This is a genomic window from Variovorax sp. AC103 (assembly GCF_979254005.1).
This window is the reverse complement of sequence record NZ_CEEDFC010000043.1, coordinates 1-15,549: the sequence shown is the minus strand read 5'-3', so window position 1 is coordinate 15,549 and position 15,549 is coordinate 1. Positions and strand designations below refer to the sequence as shown.

The 15,549-nt window shown below is 70.0% G+C and carries 15 protein-coding genes; 6 read left to right on the top strand and 9 right to left on the bottom strand.

Annotation, left to right across the window (positions count from 1 at the left end; translation table 11 throughout):
• Positions 1-4 precede the first annotated feature (4 nt).
• From AC0IYU_RS34185 to AC0IYU_RS34170, 4 genes are all read left to right on the top strand, one after another.
• The gene (locus tag AC0IYU_RS34185) at positions 5-1,318 is read left to right on the top strand and encodes a TIGR02270 family protein (RefSeq protein ID WP_472126664.1); all 1,314 of its coding nucleotides are present in this window, start codon (positions 5-7) and stop codon (positions 1,316-1,318) included.
• A gap of 13 nt (positions 1,319-1,331) precedes the next feature.
• Positions 1,332-1,499 (top strand): hypothetical protein, encoded by a 168-nt coding sequence (locus AC0IYU_RS34180; RefSeq protein ID WP_472126661.1) that lies wholly within the window; start codon positions 1,332-1,334, stop codon positions 1,497-1,499.
• An 88-nt stretch (positions 1,500-1,587) separates the two neighbouring features.
• Positions 1,588-3,309 (top strand): type VI secretion system-associated FHA domain protein TagH, encoded by a 1,722-nt coding sequence (gene tagH, locus AC0IYU_RS34175; protein WP_472126658.1) that lies wholly within the window; start codon positions 1,588-1,590, stop codon positions 3,307-3,309.
• Between the two features lie 14 nt (positions 3,310-3,323).
• On the top strand, positions 3,324-4,118 hold the full coding sequence (locus AC0IYU_RS34170) for a PP2C family protein-serine/threonine phosphatase (RefSeq protein WP_472126655.1): 795 nt from the start codon (positions 3,324-3,326) through the stop codon (positions 4,116-4,118).
• A gap of 26 nt (positions 4,119-4,144) precedes the next feature.
• On the opposite strand, the gene AC0IYU_RS34165 is transcribed toward AC0IYU_RS34170, so the two are convergent.
• From AC0IYU_RS34165 to tssA, 6 genes are all read right to left on the bottom strand, one after another.
• Positions 4,145-5,143 carry a peptidoglycan-binding domain-containing protein gene (locus tag AC0IYU_RS34165; protein ID WP_472126652.1) on the bottom strand — a complete coding sequence of 333 codons (999 nt, stop codon included), beginning with the start codon at positions 5,141-5,143 and terminating at the stop codon, positions 4,145-4,147.
• 4 nt (positions 5,144-5,147) lie between these two features.
• Positions 5,148-6,008, bottom strand: a complete 861-nt coding sequence (locus tag AC0IYU_RS34160) for a hypothetical protein (protein WP_472126649.1) — start codon at positions 6,006-6,008, stop codon at positions 5,148-5,150.
• Positions 6,009-6,111: 103 nt separating this feature from the next.
• On the bottom strand, positions 6,112-6,585 hold the full coding sequence (locus tag AC0IYU_RS34155; RefSeq protein WP_409171041.1) for an Hcp family type VI secretion system effector: 474 nt from the start codon (positions 6,583-6,585) through the stop codon (positions 6,112-6,114).
• Between the two features lie 238 nt (positions 6,586-6,823).
• Positions 6,824-8,317 carry a type VI secretion system contractile sheath large subunit gene (tssC, locus tag AC0IYU_RS34150; protein ID WP_472126647.1) on the bottom strand — a complete coding sequence of 498 codons (1,494 nt, stop codon included), beginning with the start codon at positions 8,315-8,317 and terminating at the stop codon, positions 6,824-6,826.
• A 43-nt stretch (positions 8,318-8,360) separates the two neighbouring features.
• Positions 8,361-8,876, bottom strand: coding sequence for a type VI secretion system contractile sheath small subunit (gene tssB / locus AC0IYU_RS34145; RefSeq protein WP_472126644.1), 516 nt, complete (start codon positions 8,874-8,876; stop codon positions 8,361-8,363).
• A gap of 67 nt (positions 8,877-8,943) precedes the next feature.
• Positions 8,944-9,981 (bottom strand): type VI secretion system protein TssA, encoded by a 1,038-nt coding sequence (gene tssA / locus AC0IYU_RS34140; protein ID WP_472126641.1) that lies wholly within the window; start codon positions 9,979-9,981, stop codon positions 8,944-8,946.
• Positions 9,982-10,052: 71 nt separating this feature from the next.
• On the opposite strand from tssA, the gene tssJ reads away from it, so the two are divergent.
• Positions 10,053-10,565, top strand: coding sequence for a type VI secretion system lipoprotein TssJ (tssJ, locus tag AC0IYU_RS34135; protein WP_472126638.1), 513 nt, complete (start codon positions 10,053-10,055; stop codon positions 10,563-10,565).
• Between the two features lie 221 nt (positions 10,566-10,786).
• Here the strand turns inward: tssJ and AC0IYU_RS34130 are convergent, their stop codons facing one another.
• Positions 10,787-11,935, bottom strand: a complete 1,149-nt coding sequence (locus tag AC0IYU_RS34130; RefSeq protein ID WP_472126635.1) for a type VI secretion system protein — start codon at positions 11,933-11,935, stop codon at positions 10,787-10,789.
• Between the two features lies 1 nt (position 11,936).
• A complete protein-coding gene (locus tag AC0IYU_RS34125) occupies positions 11,937-13,259 on the bottom strand; it encodes a DotU family type IV/VI secretion system protein (protein ID WP_472126632.1) in 1,323 nt (440 codons plus the stop codon).
• A 242-nt stretch (positions 13,260-13,501) separates the two neighbouring features.
• Here AC0IYU_RS34125 and AC0IYU_RS34120 point away from each other — a divergent pair, with 242 nt between their 5' ends.
• A complete protein-coding gene (locus AC0IYU_RS34120; protein ID WP_435488221.1) occupies positions 13,502-14,188 on the top strand; it encodes a response regulator in 687 nt (228 codons plus the stop codon).
• Here the strand turns inward: AC0IYU_RS34120 and AC0IYU_RS34115 are convergent.
• A complete protein-coding gene (locus AC0IYU_RS34115; RefSeq protein WP_472126691.1) occupies positions 14,185-15,465 on the bottom strand; it encodes an MSMEG_0569 family flavin-dependent oxidoreductase in 1,281 nt (426 codons plus the stop codon). The two genes, AC0IYU_RS34120 and AC0IYU_RS34115, sit on opposite strands and share 4 nt — an antisense overlap.
• Positions 15,466-15,549 lie beyond the last annotated feature (84 nt).

Genomic DNA, 15,549 nt, shown 5'->3' with positions numbered 1-15,549 from the left:
CGTCATGAGCGCCGTGGCCGATCCGTCCGCTTCCGCATCCGTTTCAGCGTCGGTCTCTGCGTCCGTTCCGGTGGTCGTGTCACGCCACGCCGAGGAGGCTGCCCTGCTCTGCGGCCAGCGCTTCTTCCTCGTGCGCGCGGGGCACGTCAGGCTGCACCATCTGCGCCGGCTCGACGACCGGCTGGCTGCGCACCTCGACGGGCTCTGCGTGGCGGGCGATGCCGGGCGCCGCGCCACCGACGAGGCGCTGGCGAACCTGGGCCCTGGCGAGGTTTTCGCCTCGTTCGCGCTGGCGCTCGACAACCGCGACGACCGCCGCATCGCGCGCGTGCTGGCACTGGCCGAAGCCGTGCCCGACGCGCGCGAGGCCGCGGCGCTCGCGGTCGGCTGGGTCTCGGCGCAGTCGCTGCGCGGCATCGTCGGCGAGCTGCTTGCGTCGCGCGAGCCGCTGCGCCGCGCCATCGGCATCGCCGCCTGCGACTTTCACCGCGTCGACCCGGGCGGCATGCTGGCCGAAGCGATGGCCGATGCCAGCGCGCCGCTGCGCGCGCAGGCCTTGCAGGCCGCGGGCGACTGCGCACGGCAGGACCTGGCGGCGGGCTGCATCGCCGCGCTCGCGGACGAAGACGCGGCCTGCCGCTTCTGGGCCGCGCGCTCGGCGGTGCTGCTGGGAGAGCGCCACAAGCCCGTGCCCGCGCTGCTGGAGGTGGTGCGCGAACCCGGCGGACCGTGTCGGACGCAGGCGCTGGCACTGCTGTCGAAGCTCGCGGGCGCGGCGCGCGCCGCGCCGCTGCTGCGCACGCTGCTCGCGCACCCGGAGGGCATGCGCGACGCGGTCCGCGCGGTGGGCGCCATCGGCGACGTGCAGGCCGTGCCGTGGCTCATCGAGCGAATGGCCGAGCCTGCGTTCGCGCGGCTGGCGGGTGAAGCCTTCACGACCATCACCGGCGTCGATCTCGCATGGAACGACCTGGAGTGCAAGCCGTCGCAGGACATGCGCGCCGCGGACGCGGACGACCCCGAGGCCGCGGACGTGGCCATGGACGAAGACGAGGGCCTGCCATGGCCCGACCCCGGCCGGCTGCTGCATTGGTGGGAGGCCAATGCCTCGCGCTACCCCGCGGCCGGCGAGCGCTGCTTCATGGGGCAGCCGCCTTCCTGGCAGCACTGCCTGCGGGTGCTGCGCATGGGCTGCCAGCGCCAGCGCGCGGCGGCGGCGGCGTACCTGTGCCTGCTGCGGCCCGGCACGCCGCTCTTTCCGGCGGGCGCGCCCGCATGGCGGCAGGAGCGCTGGCTGGCGCGGATGCCCGGGGAATGAGGCGCACCCGCCAATGACCGCGAAGCACGTTCTCGCCGCGCTGGCACTCGTCTTCTTCGTGCTGGCCGGCGTGCGCCGCCTGCAGCGCCCGCGCGCGCCCGACGCCGCCGCCCGGACCTGGCTGTTCATCGCGATCATCTTCACCGCCGTCGCCGCCTGGCTGCAATGGCATACCTCTTAAGGCGAGATTGCCAACACGCCCCACGGAATGAATACTCCTTGCGAGTTTGTTCGGGCGCATTCAGGCACAGAGCCACAGGGGCCGATTCATGATCCATATCGCTGTCATCACCCGGCAAGGCGCCCCGGCGGGGCAGCCCATCGCCGCGGACTTCGGGCCCAGCGGCGGCACCATCGGGCGCGCCGACACCAACACGCTGGTGCTCGACGACCCCGACCGCACGGTGTCGCGCGTGCATGCGCAGGTGCTGTGCCGTGACGGACACTACTTCGTGATCGACCGCGGCAGCAATGCGATGCAGTGCAACGGCGTGCCGCTGGGCTCGGGCAAGGAAGCGGCGTTGACCGACGGCGCGCGGCTGGTGGTGGGCAGCTTCGAACTCGCGGTGCGCGTGCAGGCATCGGCCGCCACGCCGGCCGCACCGGTGATTCCGAGCACGCTGATGGGCGGGCCCGCGGCCGCGGCATCGAGCGACGATCCCTTTGCCGACCTGCTCGCGGGGCTGGGGTCGCCGGCGTCGGCCCCATCGGCCTCATCGCCCCCATCTCCGTCATCGCAGGTTGCGGCACCGTCCGCCGCGCACGCCGACGCGCTGCTGTTCCCCGACCCGATGGCCGGCGGCTCGCGCAACGCGCAGGCCGACAGCATCGACCCCTTCGCCAACCTGCTCGGGCCCGCGTCGTCCGCCGCGCCCTCGCGCGGCGCCGGCGCGCTCGACGACTTCTCCGACCTCGGCGCGCCGCCCGCGCACGGCCGGGCCGCGGGCATCGACGACCTGTTCGGTGGCATGGGCAGCGGCGGCGCGGGCGGTGGCATCGGCGGCGACCCGCTCGCGCTGTCGCCGCTGGCCGATCCGCTGCTGCAGCCCAACACCGCCTCCGACGCCGACCCGCTGGCCGCGCTGCAACGCGCGGCGCCGGCCACGTCGGCCGCGCGCGCCGACCACCTGCCGATCGATCAGTTCGGCTTCAACCCGCCGAAGGCCATCACCCCACCCGCGCCGCCCGCGCCCGTCCAGCCTGTCGCGCAGTTCGACGACATGACCGGGCAGCCGATCCGCATCGTCGGTCCCGAGGGCCCGGCCAAGGCCTTCGAGCCATCACCTCCTCCTTCTTCTCCTTCTTCTTCTCCTCCTGTCTACGTGGCGCCACCGCCGCCGGTCCAGCGCCCGGCCGCGCCGCCCGCCCCGCGCACCGCCACCGACGACGAACTGCTCGCGGCCTTCCTGCGCGGCCTGGCCAGCACGCACCAGGCGCCCGAGCTGCTCACGCCGGGCCTGATGGAGCGCATCGGGGCCATGCTGCGCAGCGCCACCGAAGGCACGCTGCAGCTGCTGCTCACGCGCCAGGAGTTCAAGCGCGAGGTGCGCGCCGAGGTCACCATGATCGCGGCGCAGGCCAACAACCCGCTGAAGTTCTCGCCCACGGTCGAGGTGGCGCTGGCGCACCTGCTGGGTCCGGGCGTGCGCGGCTTCATGCCACCTGAGGCCGCGATGCGCGACGCCTTCAACGACCTGCGCGCACACCAGTTCGGCGTGATGGTGGGCATGCGCGCGGCGCTGGCCCATGTCATCGGCCGCTTCGAGCCGGCGGAGCTGGAGAAGAAGATCAGCGCGAAGACCGCGCTGGACGCCCTCTTCAGCGCCAACCGCAAGGCCCGGCTCTGGGACCAGTTCGTGTCGCTGTACGGCGGCATCGCGACCGAGGCCGAGGACGACTTCCACAGCCTCTTCGGCAAGGCCTTCCTCGAGGCCTACGAAGAGCAGATGGCGCGCCTGAAGCACAACGACGCCGGCAACCCCCACAGCTGAAGCGAGGCACCCGCTTGGAAATCGAAATCGTCACGCTCTCCCGGCAGGGCGGGCGCAGCTACAACGAGGACGTGCACGGCCACTGGCACGACGAACGCTTCGTCGCCTGCCTGGTGGCCGACGGCGCGGGCGGCCATGGCGGCGGCGACGTGGCGGCGGCCACCGCGCGCGCCAGCGTGCTGGCGGGCTTTGCGGCTGCGCCGGGGCTCGACGAGCCCACGCTGCGCCGGCTGGCGGAGCAGGCCAACCTCGACGTGGTGGCGCGCCAGGCCGAGGGCGGCAAGCTCGCGGGCATGCGCTCGACCCTGGTGTTCGCGGCCATCGACCTGGAGAGCCAGTCGCTGGCCTGGGTGCACAGCGGCGACAGCCGGGCCTACCTGTTTCGCGGCGGCGCCATCGTGGCGCGTACCACCGACCACAGCCTGGTGCAGCAGATGGTGGCCGGCGGCATGCTCGACGAAGAGGGCGCGCGCCTGCATCCGCAGCGCAACATGCTGCTGTCGGCGCTGGGCTCGGTGGAAGAGGCGCCCGACATCGCCGTGTCGGACCGCATGCGCCTGCTGCCGGGCGACGTGCTGCTGCTGTGCAGCGACGGCGTGTGGGAGCCGCTGGGCGACGAGCGCCTGATCGACACGCTGCACGCCTCGCGCACGCCCAGCCAGTGGACCGAGCTGATCGACGCGCAGGTCAAGGCCAACGCCAAGCCGGGCTACGACAACTACACCGCGCTCACGCTGTGGGTGATCGAAGAGGATGCCGACGAGACGCGGCTGATAGAGCCGGTGGCCGAGCCGAAGCCGAGCGCCTGAACACCGTCAGGCGCCGGTGCAGCCGGCTAGGCGCTCACCAGCAGGTGCGCGTTCAGGTCGAACGGAATGCCGGCCGCGTCGAAGGCGTGCTGTGCGTAGCAGTCGGCGTTGTGCGTGCGTTGCCAGGGCAGCAGCTTCTGGTACTTGCCGTCCTTGTGGTGTGCGTAGGCGTAGTCGGTGACGCTGTTCTGCGTTTCCGCGACCGGGCCGACGTAGTGCGCCGTCTCGTGGATCAGCACGTAGGAGAAGGCGTCGCTGTCGAGGTTCTGCATGCGGGCGCACAGGTAGATGCTGCCCCGGGGGATGCCGTTCCAGTTCTGGTTGCGTTGCGAAAGGTCGTAGCCGCCGGCGAAAGTGAAGGCGTAGGCGCCTTCGTTGCTGGTGACCGGCTCGTCCGTCGCCAGCACCAGTCCGCGCGGCACGTACCCGAGCGCCGTCTGCATGTTGAGGTAGATGCTGTCCACGAAGCCCAGGGCGGTGCTCCAGCCGCTGGCACCGGGGAACTTGTCGATCTGGAAGTGCTTCGCGGCCTTTTCCCAGTCGGACTTGCCGATGCCCCAGGTGTTGGGCTTGCCGGTCTTGAAGTAGCGTGCCCGGTCGACCGACATCCGTGCCAGGTTGATGATGTGCATGGCGCGTGCGCGATGCTTCTGCATTTCGGCGGGCAGGTCGGCATAGGTGCCCGCGGCGGTGCACAGCGCCTTGTCGGTCCGCTTGCCAGGATCGATCACGCCGTCGGCGCCTTCGAGCCCGAAATGCTTCTTCTGGAAACCGGTCACGCCCTTCAGCGTGAGCGGCCCGAACTTTCCGTCCACGACCAGCGTGGGGCTGGGGCCGCCTTCCAGGGGCGTGAAGCGGTTGAGCGCCTCCTGCACCTTGCGCACGTCGGGTGCCGTGTTGCGGCAACGCGCCGCCGAGCCGACCGGGGCACTCAGCCCCAGCACGGTGCCGGTGGAACTGCCGAGGCTGTCGAATTGCCGGCAGCCGTCGGTTCCACAGAATGCCGTCATGCCTGTGTTGCTCATGGGTTCAGACCTTTTCTGCAGTGAGTGCGCCGCCGCGGTTGGAGCTGCCCGTCATCGCGCCGCCGGAGCCCTTGAAGGTCTCGACCGTCGCCACGTTCGAGGTGAGCGGCGTCCAGTTGATCTTCAGCCCGCTGCTGCCGGTGAAGGTGCAGGCGCCGCCGTTCTGGCGGTTGCTCATGGGCGCGGTCGGCGTCATGGGACGCGTGTAGGTCCAGCTCGCCCCGCTCTTCGCATCGATGAGGTAGTAGTAGATCTGGCCTTCCTGCTGCACCTTCCACCAGCCGCGCGCCCATTCGGGCGTGGGCGTCTTCGGGGCGCTCACCGGCAGGCTGGCGAACATGGTGTCGAGGATGGCGTCGACCTCCTCGTCGCTCGCGGTCTTCAGGAAGATCTTCAGCGCGGCCTCGAAGCCGGTGCGCTGCGACGAAGGCGGCTGCTTGTACGGATTGGTGGCGTAGGTGGCGCCGGTGTTCTTCATGCTGAAGTTCACCCAGTCGATGTGGATGTGGTCTTCATGGCGGGTGTCGGCGCTGTAGTTGCCGGCTTCCAGCTTGCGCCCGCCGTAGCCGGTGCCGTCGGCGCCGCGCACCCAGAAGTGCACCGGCCCGCCGGAGCCGGGGTTGCGCACGGTGAAGATGAACGCCGACCACTGCATGGCCTCGAAGTTCTTCACCAGGCCGGCCATGATGCGCCGCCCGATGCGCGCGTCGGCGTCCCTCTTGTAGTTCAGCATGATGTCCAGCGCGATGCCAGAGGTGTGCCGCGTGCCGGGCTGGATGTTGTTGCCGGCGTCCAGCTTGACGTTCGGGAACTCGTCCTTCAGCACCGTCATCAGCGTCGCGATGGCAGGCGAGATCTCGGCCATGGTGTGTTCTCCTTGGGGCCAGGTCGGGGCGCCGCCCTTGCGGCGCGCACGATCGCATTTCCGATGCGTTCCCGCGCGCGCTCGCGCGTTCCCGCGCGCTCGCTCAGCGCGTTTCGGTCGAGCGCGTGTCCCAGCCGAACTTGATGTCGCCACCCATGGTGCCGTCCGCCTTCTGCGGCTTGTAGGCGATCTCGATGTCGCCGTAGGAAACGGCCACGCTCTCGTGCACTTCGCCGCCCTGCGCCGCGCTCACGTTGAAGTCGGCGATGCGCACTTCCTTGAAGGTGATGGTCATGAAGGTCTGCTGGCCTTCGCCGGACTTGGCCATCACGAGCGTGGCCTTGTCGAAATGCTTGCCGTTGGCGCAGGCCTTGGCCAGCGTGGGCGAAGAGCTGTCGAACTTCTTGGTCAGGGTGACCATGCCCGGCGAGCCCTTGCCGACGGAAGAGCCGCCGCCGACCGTGCAGGTGGCGTTGTGCACGTTCCAGCTCCAGCTCATGAGCTCGATCTCTTCCTTGTGGTCCTTGTGCGCGGCTTCGCCCTTGACGCCGTCGATCTTGAAATGGCAGTCGATCATGTTGCTTCTCCTGAGTGGCCTTGCGATGCGGCCGGGGTTGCTGAAAATGCGCTTCGAGGCCCATCCTCGAATTCCTCGCCGGCGGGAGCCTTGTGAAGTCCGTCGCCCGGCTGCTTCTAGAACGAAGACGCCGGGCGGGTTTCAAAGGCGTTGCGGCGTGTCTTTCACAAAAAAGATGCGGTCCGTGTGTGGCTCGTATGTGGCCCGCCTGTGGCCCGTATGCGGCCGCCGTGCCGGCCTACTTGCCGCCCTTGGCCGACGGCAGCTTGGACACCAGCCGCAGCGACACCGTGAGGCCTTCGAGCTGGTAGTGCGGGCGCAGGAAGAACTTGGAGGTGTAGTAGCCGGGGTTGCCCTCGACCTCTTCCACCACCACCTCGGCGGCGGCCAGGGGCTTTTGCGCCTTGGTGGTCTCCGACGAGTTGACGGGGTCGCCGTCCACGTAATTCATGATCCACTTGTTCAGCCAGCGCTGCATTTCCTCGCGCTCCTTGAAGCTGCCGACCTTGTCGCGCACGATGCACTTGAGGTAGTGCGCAAAGCGGTTGCAGGCGAACAGGTAGGGCAGGCGCGCGGCCAGGTTGGCGTTGGCGGTGGCGTCGGGGTCGTCGTACTCGGCCGGCTTGTGCAGCGACTGCGCGCCGATGAAGGCCGCGAAGTCGGAGTTCTTGCGGTGAATGAGCGAGAGCAGCCCGGCCTTGGACAGCTCGGCCTCGCGCCGGTCGCTGATGGCGATTTCGGTGGGGCACTTCTGGTCGACGCCGCCGTCGTCGCTCGGGAAAGTGTGCAGCGGCAGGTTCTCCACCGCGCCGCCCGACTCGATGCCGCGAATGCGCGAACCCCAGCCGTACAGCTTGTACGAGCGGTTGATGTTGGTGGCCATGGCGTAGGCGGCATTGGCCCAGGCGTACTTGCCGTGGTCCGCGCCGGCGGTGTCTTCCTCGAAGTCGAACTCCTCCACCGGGTTGGTGTTGGCGCCGTAGGGCGTGCGCGCCAGGAAGCGCGGCATGCACAGGCCCAGGTACTTGGCGTCGTCCGATTCGCGCAGCGAGCGCCAGCCGGCGTACTCGGGCGTGAGGAAGATCTTGGTCAGGTCGCGCGGGTTCGCAAGCTCCTGCCACGACTCCATCTGCATCAGGTTGGGGCTCGCGCCGGTGATGAAGGGCGCATGCGCCGAGGCGGCGATCTTGGCCATCTCGCCGAGCAGCTCCACGTCGGGCGGGCTCTGGTCGAAGTGGTAGTCGCCCACCAGCGCGCCGAAGGGCTCGCCGCCGAACTGGCCGTACTCCTGCTCGTAGATCTTCTTGAACATCGGGCTCTGGTCCCAGGCCGCGCCCTTGAACTTCTTGAGGTTCTTGGCCAGGTCCGTCTTGGAGATGTCCATGACGCGGATCTTCAGGTGCTCGTCGGTCTCGGTGTTGTTCACCATGTAGTGCAGGCCGCGCCACGCACTCTCGAGCTTCTGGTAGTCGGGGTGGTGGATGATCTTGTTCACTTGGTCGGTGAGCTTGGCGTCGATCGCGGCGATCATGGCCTGGATCGACTTGGTCACGTCCTTGCCGATGACGGTGCTGTTGCTCAGCGCCTGCTGCGCCAGCGTGAGCACCGCGGCTTCGACGGCGCTCTTGGCTTCGTCGCTGCGCGGCTTGAATTCCTTTTGCAGCAGCGACGAAAAGTCGCTGCCCGCGTACGCGACATCTTTCAGCGCGCTCTGTTCGAGTGCTTCGGCCATGGTGGGTTACTCCTCGTGTACCGGTGGTTCAGGCGAATGGGGTTCAGGCGGCGGGGGCGCTGCCGTCTTCGGGCTTCTTGCTGGCGGCCAGCGTCTGCAGCAGGGCCGGGTCTTCGAGCACCTTGGCGAGCAGGTCTTCGGCGCCGCCCTTGCCGTCCATGTAGGTCACCAGGTTCGACAGCTGCGTGCGCGCCTCGAGCAGCTTGTTCAGCGCACCGACCTTGCGGGCCACGGCGGCGGGCGAAAAGTCTTCCATGTTCTCGAAGGTGAGCTCCACCTTCAGGTCGCCCTCGCCGGTGAGCGAGTTCTCCACCGCGAATGCGGCGCGCGGCTTCATGGCCTTCATGCGCGAGTCGAAGTTGTCGACGTCGATCTCCAGGAACTTGCGATCGGCCACGGCCGCCAGCGGGTCGGCCGGCTTGCCCGACAGGTCGGCCAGCACGCCCATCACGAAGGGCAGCTGCACCTTCTTCTCGGCGCCGTAGAGCTCCACGTCGTACTCGATCTGGACCCGGGGCGCCCGGTTGCGGGCGATGAATTTCTGACTGCTCTTGGCCATGGAGATGCTCCTTGCGATGTGAATGGGGGGCGGGGGTGGAAGGCGTGGAGGGCGTGGAAGTTGGTGCTCAGTCGGACGGGCGGCGGCCCGTGACTGTTTCGATGGTGTCCATCGCGTTCGGCGCGAGGTTGGCCATGATCTCCAGGAAGCTCACGCCGATGAGCTTCTTGGCGCGCTCGATCAGGAGCGGCGCAGGGTTGCCGGGCTCGGCCTGCTCGAGGTAGCGGATCACGCGGTCGAGCATCTGCACGGCGTCCTGGCGGTTCTGGATCTCGCCGCGCGCCGCGGCGCGCGGCGAGGAAGCGCCCGCGGCCTGCGGGTCGGAACCGTCATCGGCGGCACTGTCCGCTGCCGCACCGGCCGGTGCACCGCTCGCGGCGGCGCAGGCCTTGTTCAGCACGCGGGCGATGGCGCGCAGCGGATCGAGGTCGACCACGTCGGCACGGCCGGTGCGCTCGACGACGAGCTTCTGCAGCCGGTCGACGAACCCCGCCACGTCCGCGGCGGCGCGGATCGCTTCGGGCTGCTCGGCCTGGATGGCCTCCAGGCCGCCCTGCACCTGCGCCATCGAGTAGGTGGCCTCGCCGCCGACGGCGGTGAGCGTGTTGTGCGCAATGGCGATGTCGCGCACGCGGACCGGCCCCACGCCGCGCGCCATGCCGACCTGCGCCTCGTACAGGTCGCGCAGGCCCATGGCCTCGTCGGTGAGCGGTGCGAGCGCGTTCAGGCGCATCGTCGGGTCGTTGTCGTCGTCGGCATCGAGCTTTGGATGTATGCCGTCCCAGAAGGTGTCGAGCAATCCGTCGAGCAGTTGCAGCCCGGCGGCGAAGCCGGTCACGCCCTGCAGGTGCGCGGACGCACGCAGCAGCAGCACGGCGGCGCGCACGTCCTTGCTGCGCCGCAGGATGCCTTCGGCGCGCTCGCCGACGTCGCGCCAGTCGGGTTCGACCGCGGGGATCACGGTGTCGCCGAACTGCTGCTCGGCCTTGCCTTGCGCGGCTGCGACGAGCGCCATGAAGTCGGCGTCGTATTCCAGATCGTCGCCGCACGGCGCAGCCTCGCCGATGGGCGCGAGCAGTGTGGCTGCAAGTTCTTGATTCAGCATGTTGCCTGTTCGAGTTCGCTGGTGATAATCAAAGAAGCACCTGAACCGGTCAATGCAACGAAGGGAATAGCATGCGCACGCTGGGTACACACCATTCGTCCTATGAGGGTCTCCTTGCCGCTGCCGCGCGACGCCGCATCGCCGTTCTTGGCCTTGCTGCAGCGGGTCTTCTGATGGCGGGCTGCGCGGCCAAGCCGGTGGTCACCACGGTGGCCGTCACGCTCACGGCCGGCGCCGATGCCAACCCCGATGCACGCGGGCGCGCGTCGCCGCTCACGGTGCGCGTGTACGCCATGAAGGCGCCGGGCCCGTTCGAAGGCGCCGACTTCTTCTCGCTGTTCGAGAAGGACCAGGCCACGCTCGGCGCCGAACTCGTGCAGCGCGAAGAGGTGCTGCTGCGCCCCGGCGAAAGCAAGAAGCTCGACTTCAACCTGCCGCCCGATGCCAAGTCCATCGGCGTGATGGCGGCCTACCGCGACCTGGACCGTGCGCGCTGGCGCGAGGTGCGGCCCGTGACCACGGGCAAGGCGCAATCGCTCGACGTGAACTTCGGCGCGCGCCAGATGCGCATCGAAAACAAATAGGCTCGAGAAATAGGCTCGCCCCCAGGCTGCGCGCACTTCGTGTCGCTTCTCCTTCCCCCTGCCGGGGGCAACACCTGCGGTCCGGCGAAGCCGATGCATTTGGCTCGCCCCCAGGCTACGCGCACTTCGTGTCGCTTCTCCTTCCCCCTACCGGGGGCAACACCTGCGGTCCGGCGAAGCCGGTTCCGCAGTGTTTCTTGAAGGGCCCGGGCGCATGCCCTTCATGACGGCGCTGTGGACGACGCACGCCCCGGCCGCACCAGCGGCTGGTCGGCGGGCAGGAAGTGCTCGAACAGGTCGTGCACGAACGCACCGCCGGTGGCCCGCGACGCGCAGGCCGTGAGGTAGAGCCCGCGCCAGCGCGGCGCGCGCGAGCCCTTGCCGTGGGGCTCTAACAGCACCTGCGCGAACTGGCGCAAGCCGGGCTGCAGCGCGCGCACCGCCTCCACGAATTCATGCACTGCCAACCGGTCCGCGGCACCTGGCTGCTCGCGCAGCAGCGCTGCGCGCAGCGCATGCAGCCGCTCCGACAGCGGACCGAACACGGCGTCGAAGCGTTCGCCCGCCGGCGTCTCTAGCGACGCGGAGGGTTCGGTCAACCGGTGGCCCAGCGCCTGCGACAGCACCTCGGGCGGCAGCGCGGCGCGCACCGCCGCATAGCCCCTGAGCTGCTCCAGCCCGGTCACGACGAGGTAGGCGGGCAGCTGCAGGCGCAAGGTGTCGCCGGTCTCGTCGAGCAGGCGGCGCATGCGCGCGGCCAGCGACTTCAGCTCGGCTGCGTCTGCGTGCAGCAGCTCGCTTGCCGCCACGCACGCCACCAGGCCGTTGAGCGGCAGCCGGTCGCGCCGCTCGGCCAGCGCGAGCAGCGACTGCAGCCACAGGCAGCGCAGCGCCGGCGTGCCGGCCGTGTCGCCGACGGCGCAGGGGTGCACTTCGACGGCCACGGTGGCGCCGGTCAGCCACCAGTGCCACCACGTGCCGTCGAAGGGCGAGGCATCGGACGAGGGGTCCGGCGGCGGCACGCGCTCGCCGTGCGCCGTGGCGAGCAGGCCGGGCAGGTTGGCGGCGGCGTCGCCGAAGCACAGGAACCACGGCACCGGCACGGCGGCCTTCACCAGCGGGTGTCGGGTGGCCCGCCCCGATGCCCGCTGTGCCTGCAGGGCCTGCACCATGACCTCGCGCATCGCGTCGACCGTGCGCTCGTCCGCACCGCACGCCGGCTCGCCGAGCGCGGCGATGCGCCTGAGCAGCGCTCGGCGCCGCGCGCCGCGGCCCGCATCGCGCACCACCGCATACAGCAGGCCGAAGCCGAGCAGGCACAGCGACAGCAGCAGCCAGAAGCGGTGGGCGGGCGACAGCAGGGCGGTCATGTCAGCGCGACACGGTGTCGAGGAACACGAAGTCGGCGATCAGCCGCTCGCTGTTCTTGCTGGCCGCGAGGGCCTCGCGCAGGCGCAGCAGGTAGGCCGAGGCCAGCTCGAAGGGCGGCCGGTCGGCGGCCTCGGCAAAGGGCACCGGCGACGACAGCACCGTGATCAGCACGCTGCCGAAGGGCGGGCTGACCAGCCAGCTCGACGGAATGTCCCGGCCCATCTCCAGCGTTTCGCCGCCGCGCAGCGGCACCGGCGTGTGCCCGGCGTTGAGGTGCATCACCGAGCCGTCGGCGGTGTAGTAGTCGACCCAGATGTAGCTGTCGTGGCGCGGCGCGGTCACCCGCACGCGCACGCTGTCGCCTTCGCGCAGCTTGCCCTCGCGCGCCGACGGCGCGTCCACGTCGAGGCCGTAGGCCTTCTCGCGGTTGCGCGTCTGGTAGGGCTTGAGGATGGCGAACACCTCGCAGTGCGGCCACACGCGCAGGCCGACGTCGAACTGCGGCGCCTGCACGCCGGGCATGCCGCCCACCTCGCGCTCGACGCGCGGCAGGTCGCCGGGCAGCGAGACGAAGCCGCTCACGCGGGTGCGGCCCTGCGCGTCCACGGTGGCGCTGAGGTCGGCGCAGGCGAAGGTCTGCAGCTGCTGCTCGATGCGCTGGCCCAGGCCGGTGGCGACGGCCGGCGGGCCGGTGGACCAGAGCCACAGCAGGTAGAGCAGCGGCAGCATCAACGCCAGCGCGGCGCCGCTGCGCAACAGGGTGCGGTCGCGCCGGCGCGTGTCGACGGGGCCGCGCGGGTCGGGCACGCCGTAGGGTTGCGGGGTGATGCGCTCCTGCGCCAGGCTGCCGGTCGCCGCGGGGTGCAGCGCCAGTTGGCGGCCGTGCAGGTCTTTCAGCTTGCCGAGCTCGCCGCGGTCGCCGTCCTCGAAGTAGTACTGGCCCTTGAAGCCGAGCGCCAGCGCGTGCCAGTAGACCTCGCGCACCGCATCGTCGTCGGCGCCCAGGGCCGAGAGGTGGTGGAAGAACTCGCTGTGCGCGTTGTTCGAGTTGAAGAGCTGCACCTGCAGCGCCGGCGTGCCGTTGGCGCCTGGGTGGCGCGCCAGGACTTCGTCGATCCAGGCCACCATGGCGAAGGCCGCCAGCTCGACCTGCGCGGCGGGCGTGCCCTGGGCGTCGGCGGCACCGCGCGCCGCTTCCAGCAGGCGGCGTGCCTCCTGCTGCGCCGCACCGTGCGCCAGCATCGGCATGCCGGCCGCCACCGATGCGTCCAGCGCCAGGCCGAACGAAACGAGGGCGGAAAAACAGTCGTACAGGCGTGCCATGGGCGCTGCCCGCTCAGGCGTGCGTGGCGAAGGATGCCTTGTACCGGCGTCTGCTGCGATGGCACATGCCCATGTCCCCGGTTCCTTCGAGTAGGCGTTCATTCTTTCAACGGGCCCGCCGCGGGCGCCATACCGCTTGGGGCCTATGCCGTTGGTACGGCCGGAGCCCTTGTGGTACGGGGCATTCGCCGGTATCTTCTGCCGCTGCAAGTGCGCTGCACGCTGGGACACGGGGAACTGCCATGAAAATCCTGATCGCCGACGACCACAGGCTCGTCCTCGAGGCGGTCAAAGCCAAGTTGTCGGAGCTGGAGCCCGGCATCGAATTCGTTCTGGCGATGAGCGTCGACGAATTGCTTGCCGGCGCCACCGACGACCTCGACCTGGCCCTGATCGACCTGAACATGCCCGGCGCCGACGGGCAGGCCCACATCGACGCCATCCGCCGCCGCCATCCGGCCGTGCCGGTCATCGTGCTGTCGGGCTACGAAGACCCGGCCATCATGCGCAGCGCGCTGGAGCGCGGCGTGCTCGGCTTCATTCCCAAGGCCTACTCGCCCGAGGTGATGCTCTCGGCCGTGCGGCTGGTGCTGGCCGGCGGGGTGTACGTGCCGCCGATGATGCTCACGGCGCTGCCGCCGGGCATCGTGGCCGGCGTGTCGCCGCAGGTGGGCGCCGAACCGCCGGCGCGCAACGGCGGCGGCTTCCAGACGCTGGAGCACCTGCGCAACGTGCTCACCGAGCGCCAGGTCGAGGTGCTGCAGCTGCTGTCGCAGGGCAAGCCCAACAAGCTGATCGGGCGCAGCCTGGGCATCAGCGAGGGCACCGTGAAGATCCACCTGGCCGCGATCTTCCGCGCGCTCAATGTGCGCAACCGCACGGAGGCGGTGGTGGCGGCGCAGGCGCTGACCGAGGCGCAGCAGGCCTAGGCTGCGCGCAGTTCGGCGACCGGTGCGGAGGCGGCACCGTGGGTGGCGTTCGCGCGCATTCCCTCTTTTCTTTGCGCAATGGCCTGCGCCAGGAACTCCGCGTCCCGCGCCACGCCCGAGAAGCGGCCCGACCCCCAGGTGTGCAGCCACGGCAGCCCGAGGAAGTACAGGCCGGCTTCGTTCGTCACGCCGCGCACATGCACCGGCGCGCCGCGGCCGTTGAACACCGGCGCATCGACCCAGGCGAAGTCGGGCGAAAAACCGATGCACCACACCACGCTGGTGATGCCCGCCGCGGCGAGGTCGAGCCGCGTGCGCTCTTCCTGCGGTTCCCATACCGGCGTGTAGACCGACGGCGGCGGTGCCTCGATGCCCTGGGCGGCGATGTGCCGGTCGATGGAGGCGTTGATGCGGTTGTAGGTATCGTCCGCCGCGTCGAGGTTGTCGCGCAGGTTGGGCTGCAGCGCGAAGCAGCCGTCGTCGAAGCCTTCGAGCAGCCCGTAGAGCTCCATGCCTTCGCGCGCGAAGCGCCGCAGGTCGATGTCGCGCCCGCCGTCGCGCCCGGTCACGTAGTGGTTGGTGTTGTCGCGCACGCCCTCGCGCAGCGGGTGCTCGGTGACGGGCATGTCGTAGTACTTCATCTCGGCCAGCCAGTCGACCACTTCGCGGCCGCGGTAGAAGCGCGCGCAGCGCGGGGCACGGCCGGTGGCCAGGTGCACCTTGCGTCCGGCCAGGTGCAGGTCTTCGGCAATCTGCGCACCCGACTGGCCGCAGCCCACCACCAGCACGGCGCCTTCGGGCAGCTGCGCCGCGTTGCGGTACTGCGCCGAGTGGAACTGCGCCACGCGGGCCGGCAGCTTCTCGGCCAGGCGCGGCACGATGGGGCGGTGGTAGCCGCCCGAGGCCACCACCACCTGGTCGGCGGTGTAGGTGCCGGCGTCGGTCTGCACGCTGAAGCGCCCACGCTCGCCGGCGCCGGGAACGCGGGAAACCCGCTCGACCGTCACGCCCTCGATGGCCGGCGCCTTCACATGTTTGACGAAGCCGGCGAGCCATTCGTTGATCTGGTCCTTCACCATGAAGCCGTGCGGATCGCTGCCCAGGTAGCCCCAGCCCGGCAGCTGGCACTGCCAGTTGGGCGTGACCAGGCAGAACGAATCCCAGCGCTGCGTGCGCCAGGTGTGGACCAGGCTGCGCTTCTCGATCACCAGGTGGTCGATGCCGCGCTGCTGCAGGCCGTGGCTCAGCGACAGGCCGGCCTGGCCGCCGCCGACGATGACGACGCTGTAGTGGCTGCGCCCGCCGGAGGGAAAGGAGGCTGTCTCTTATACACATCTGACGCTGCCGACGAAGCGCCACAC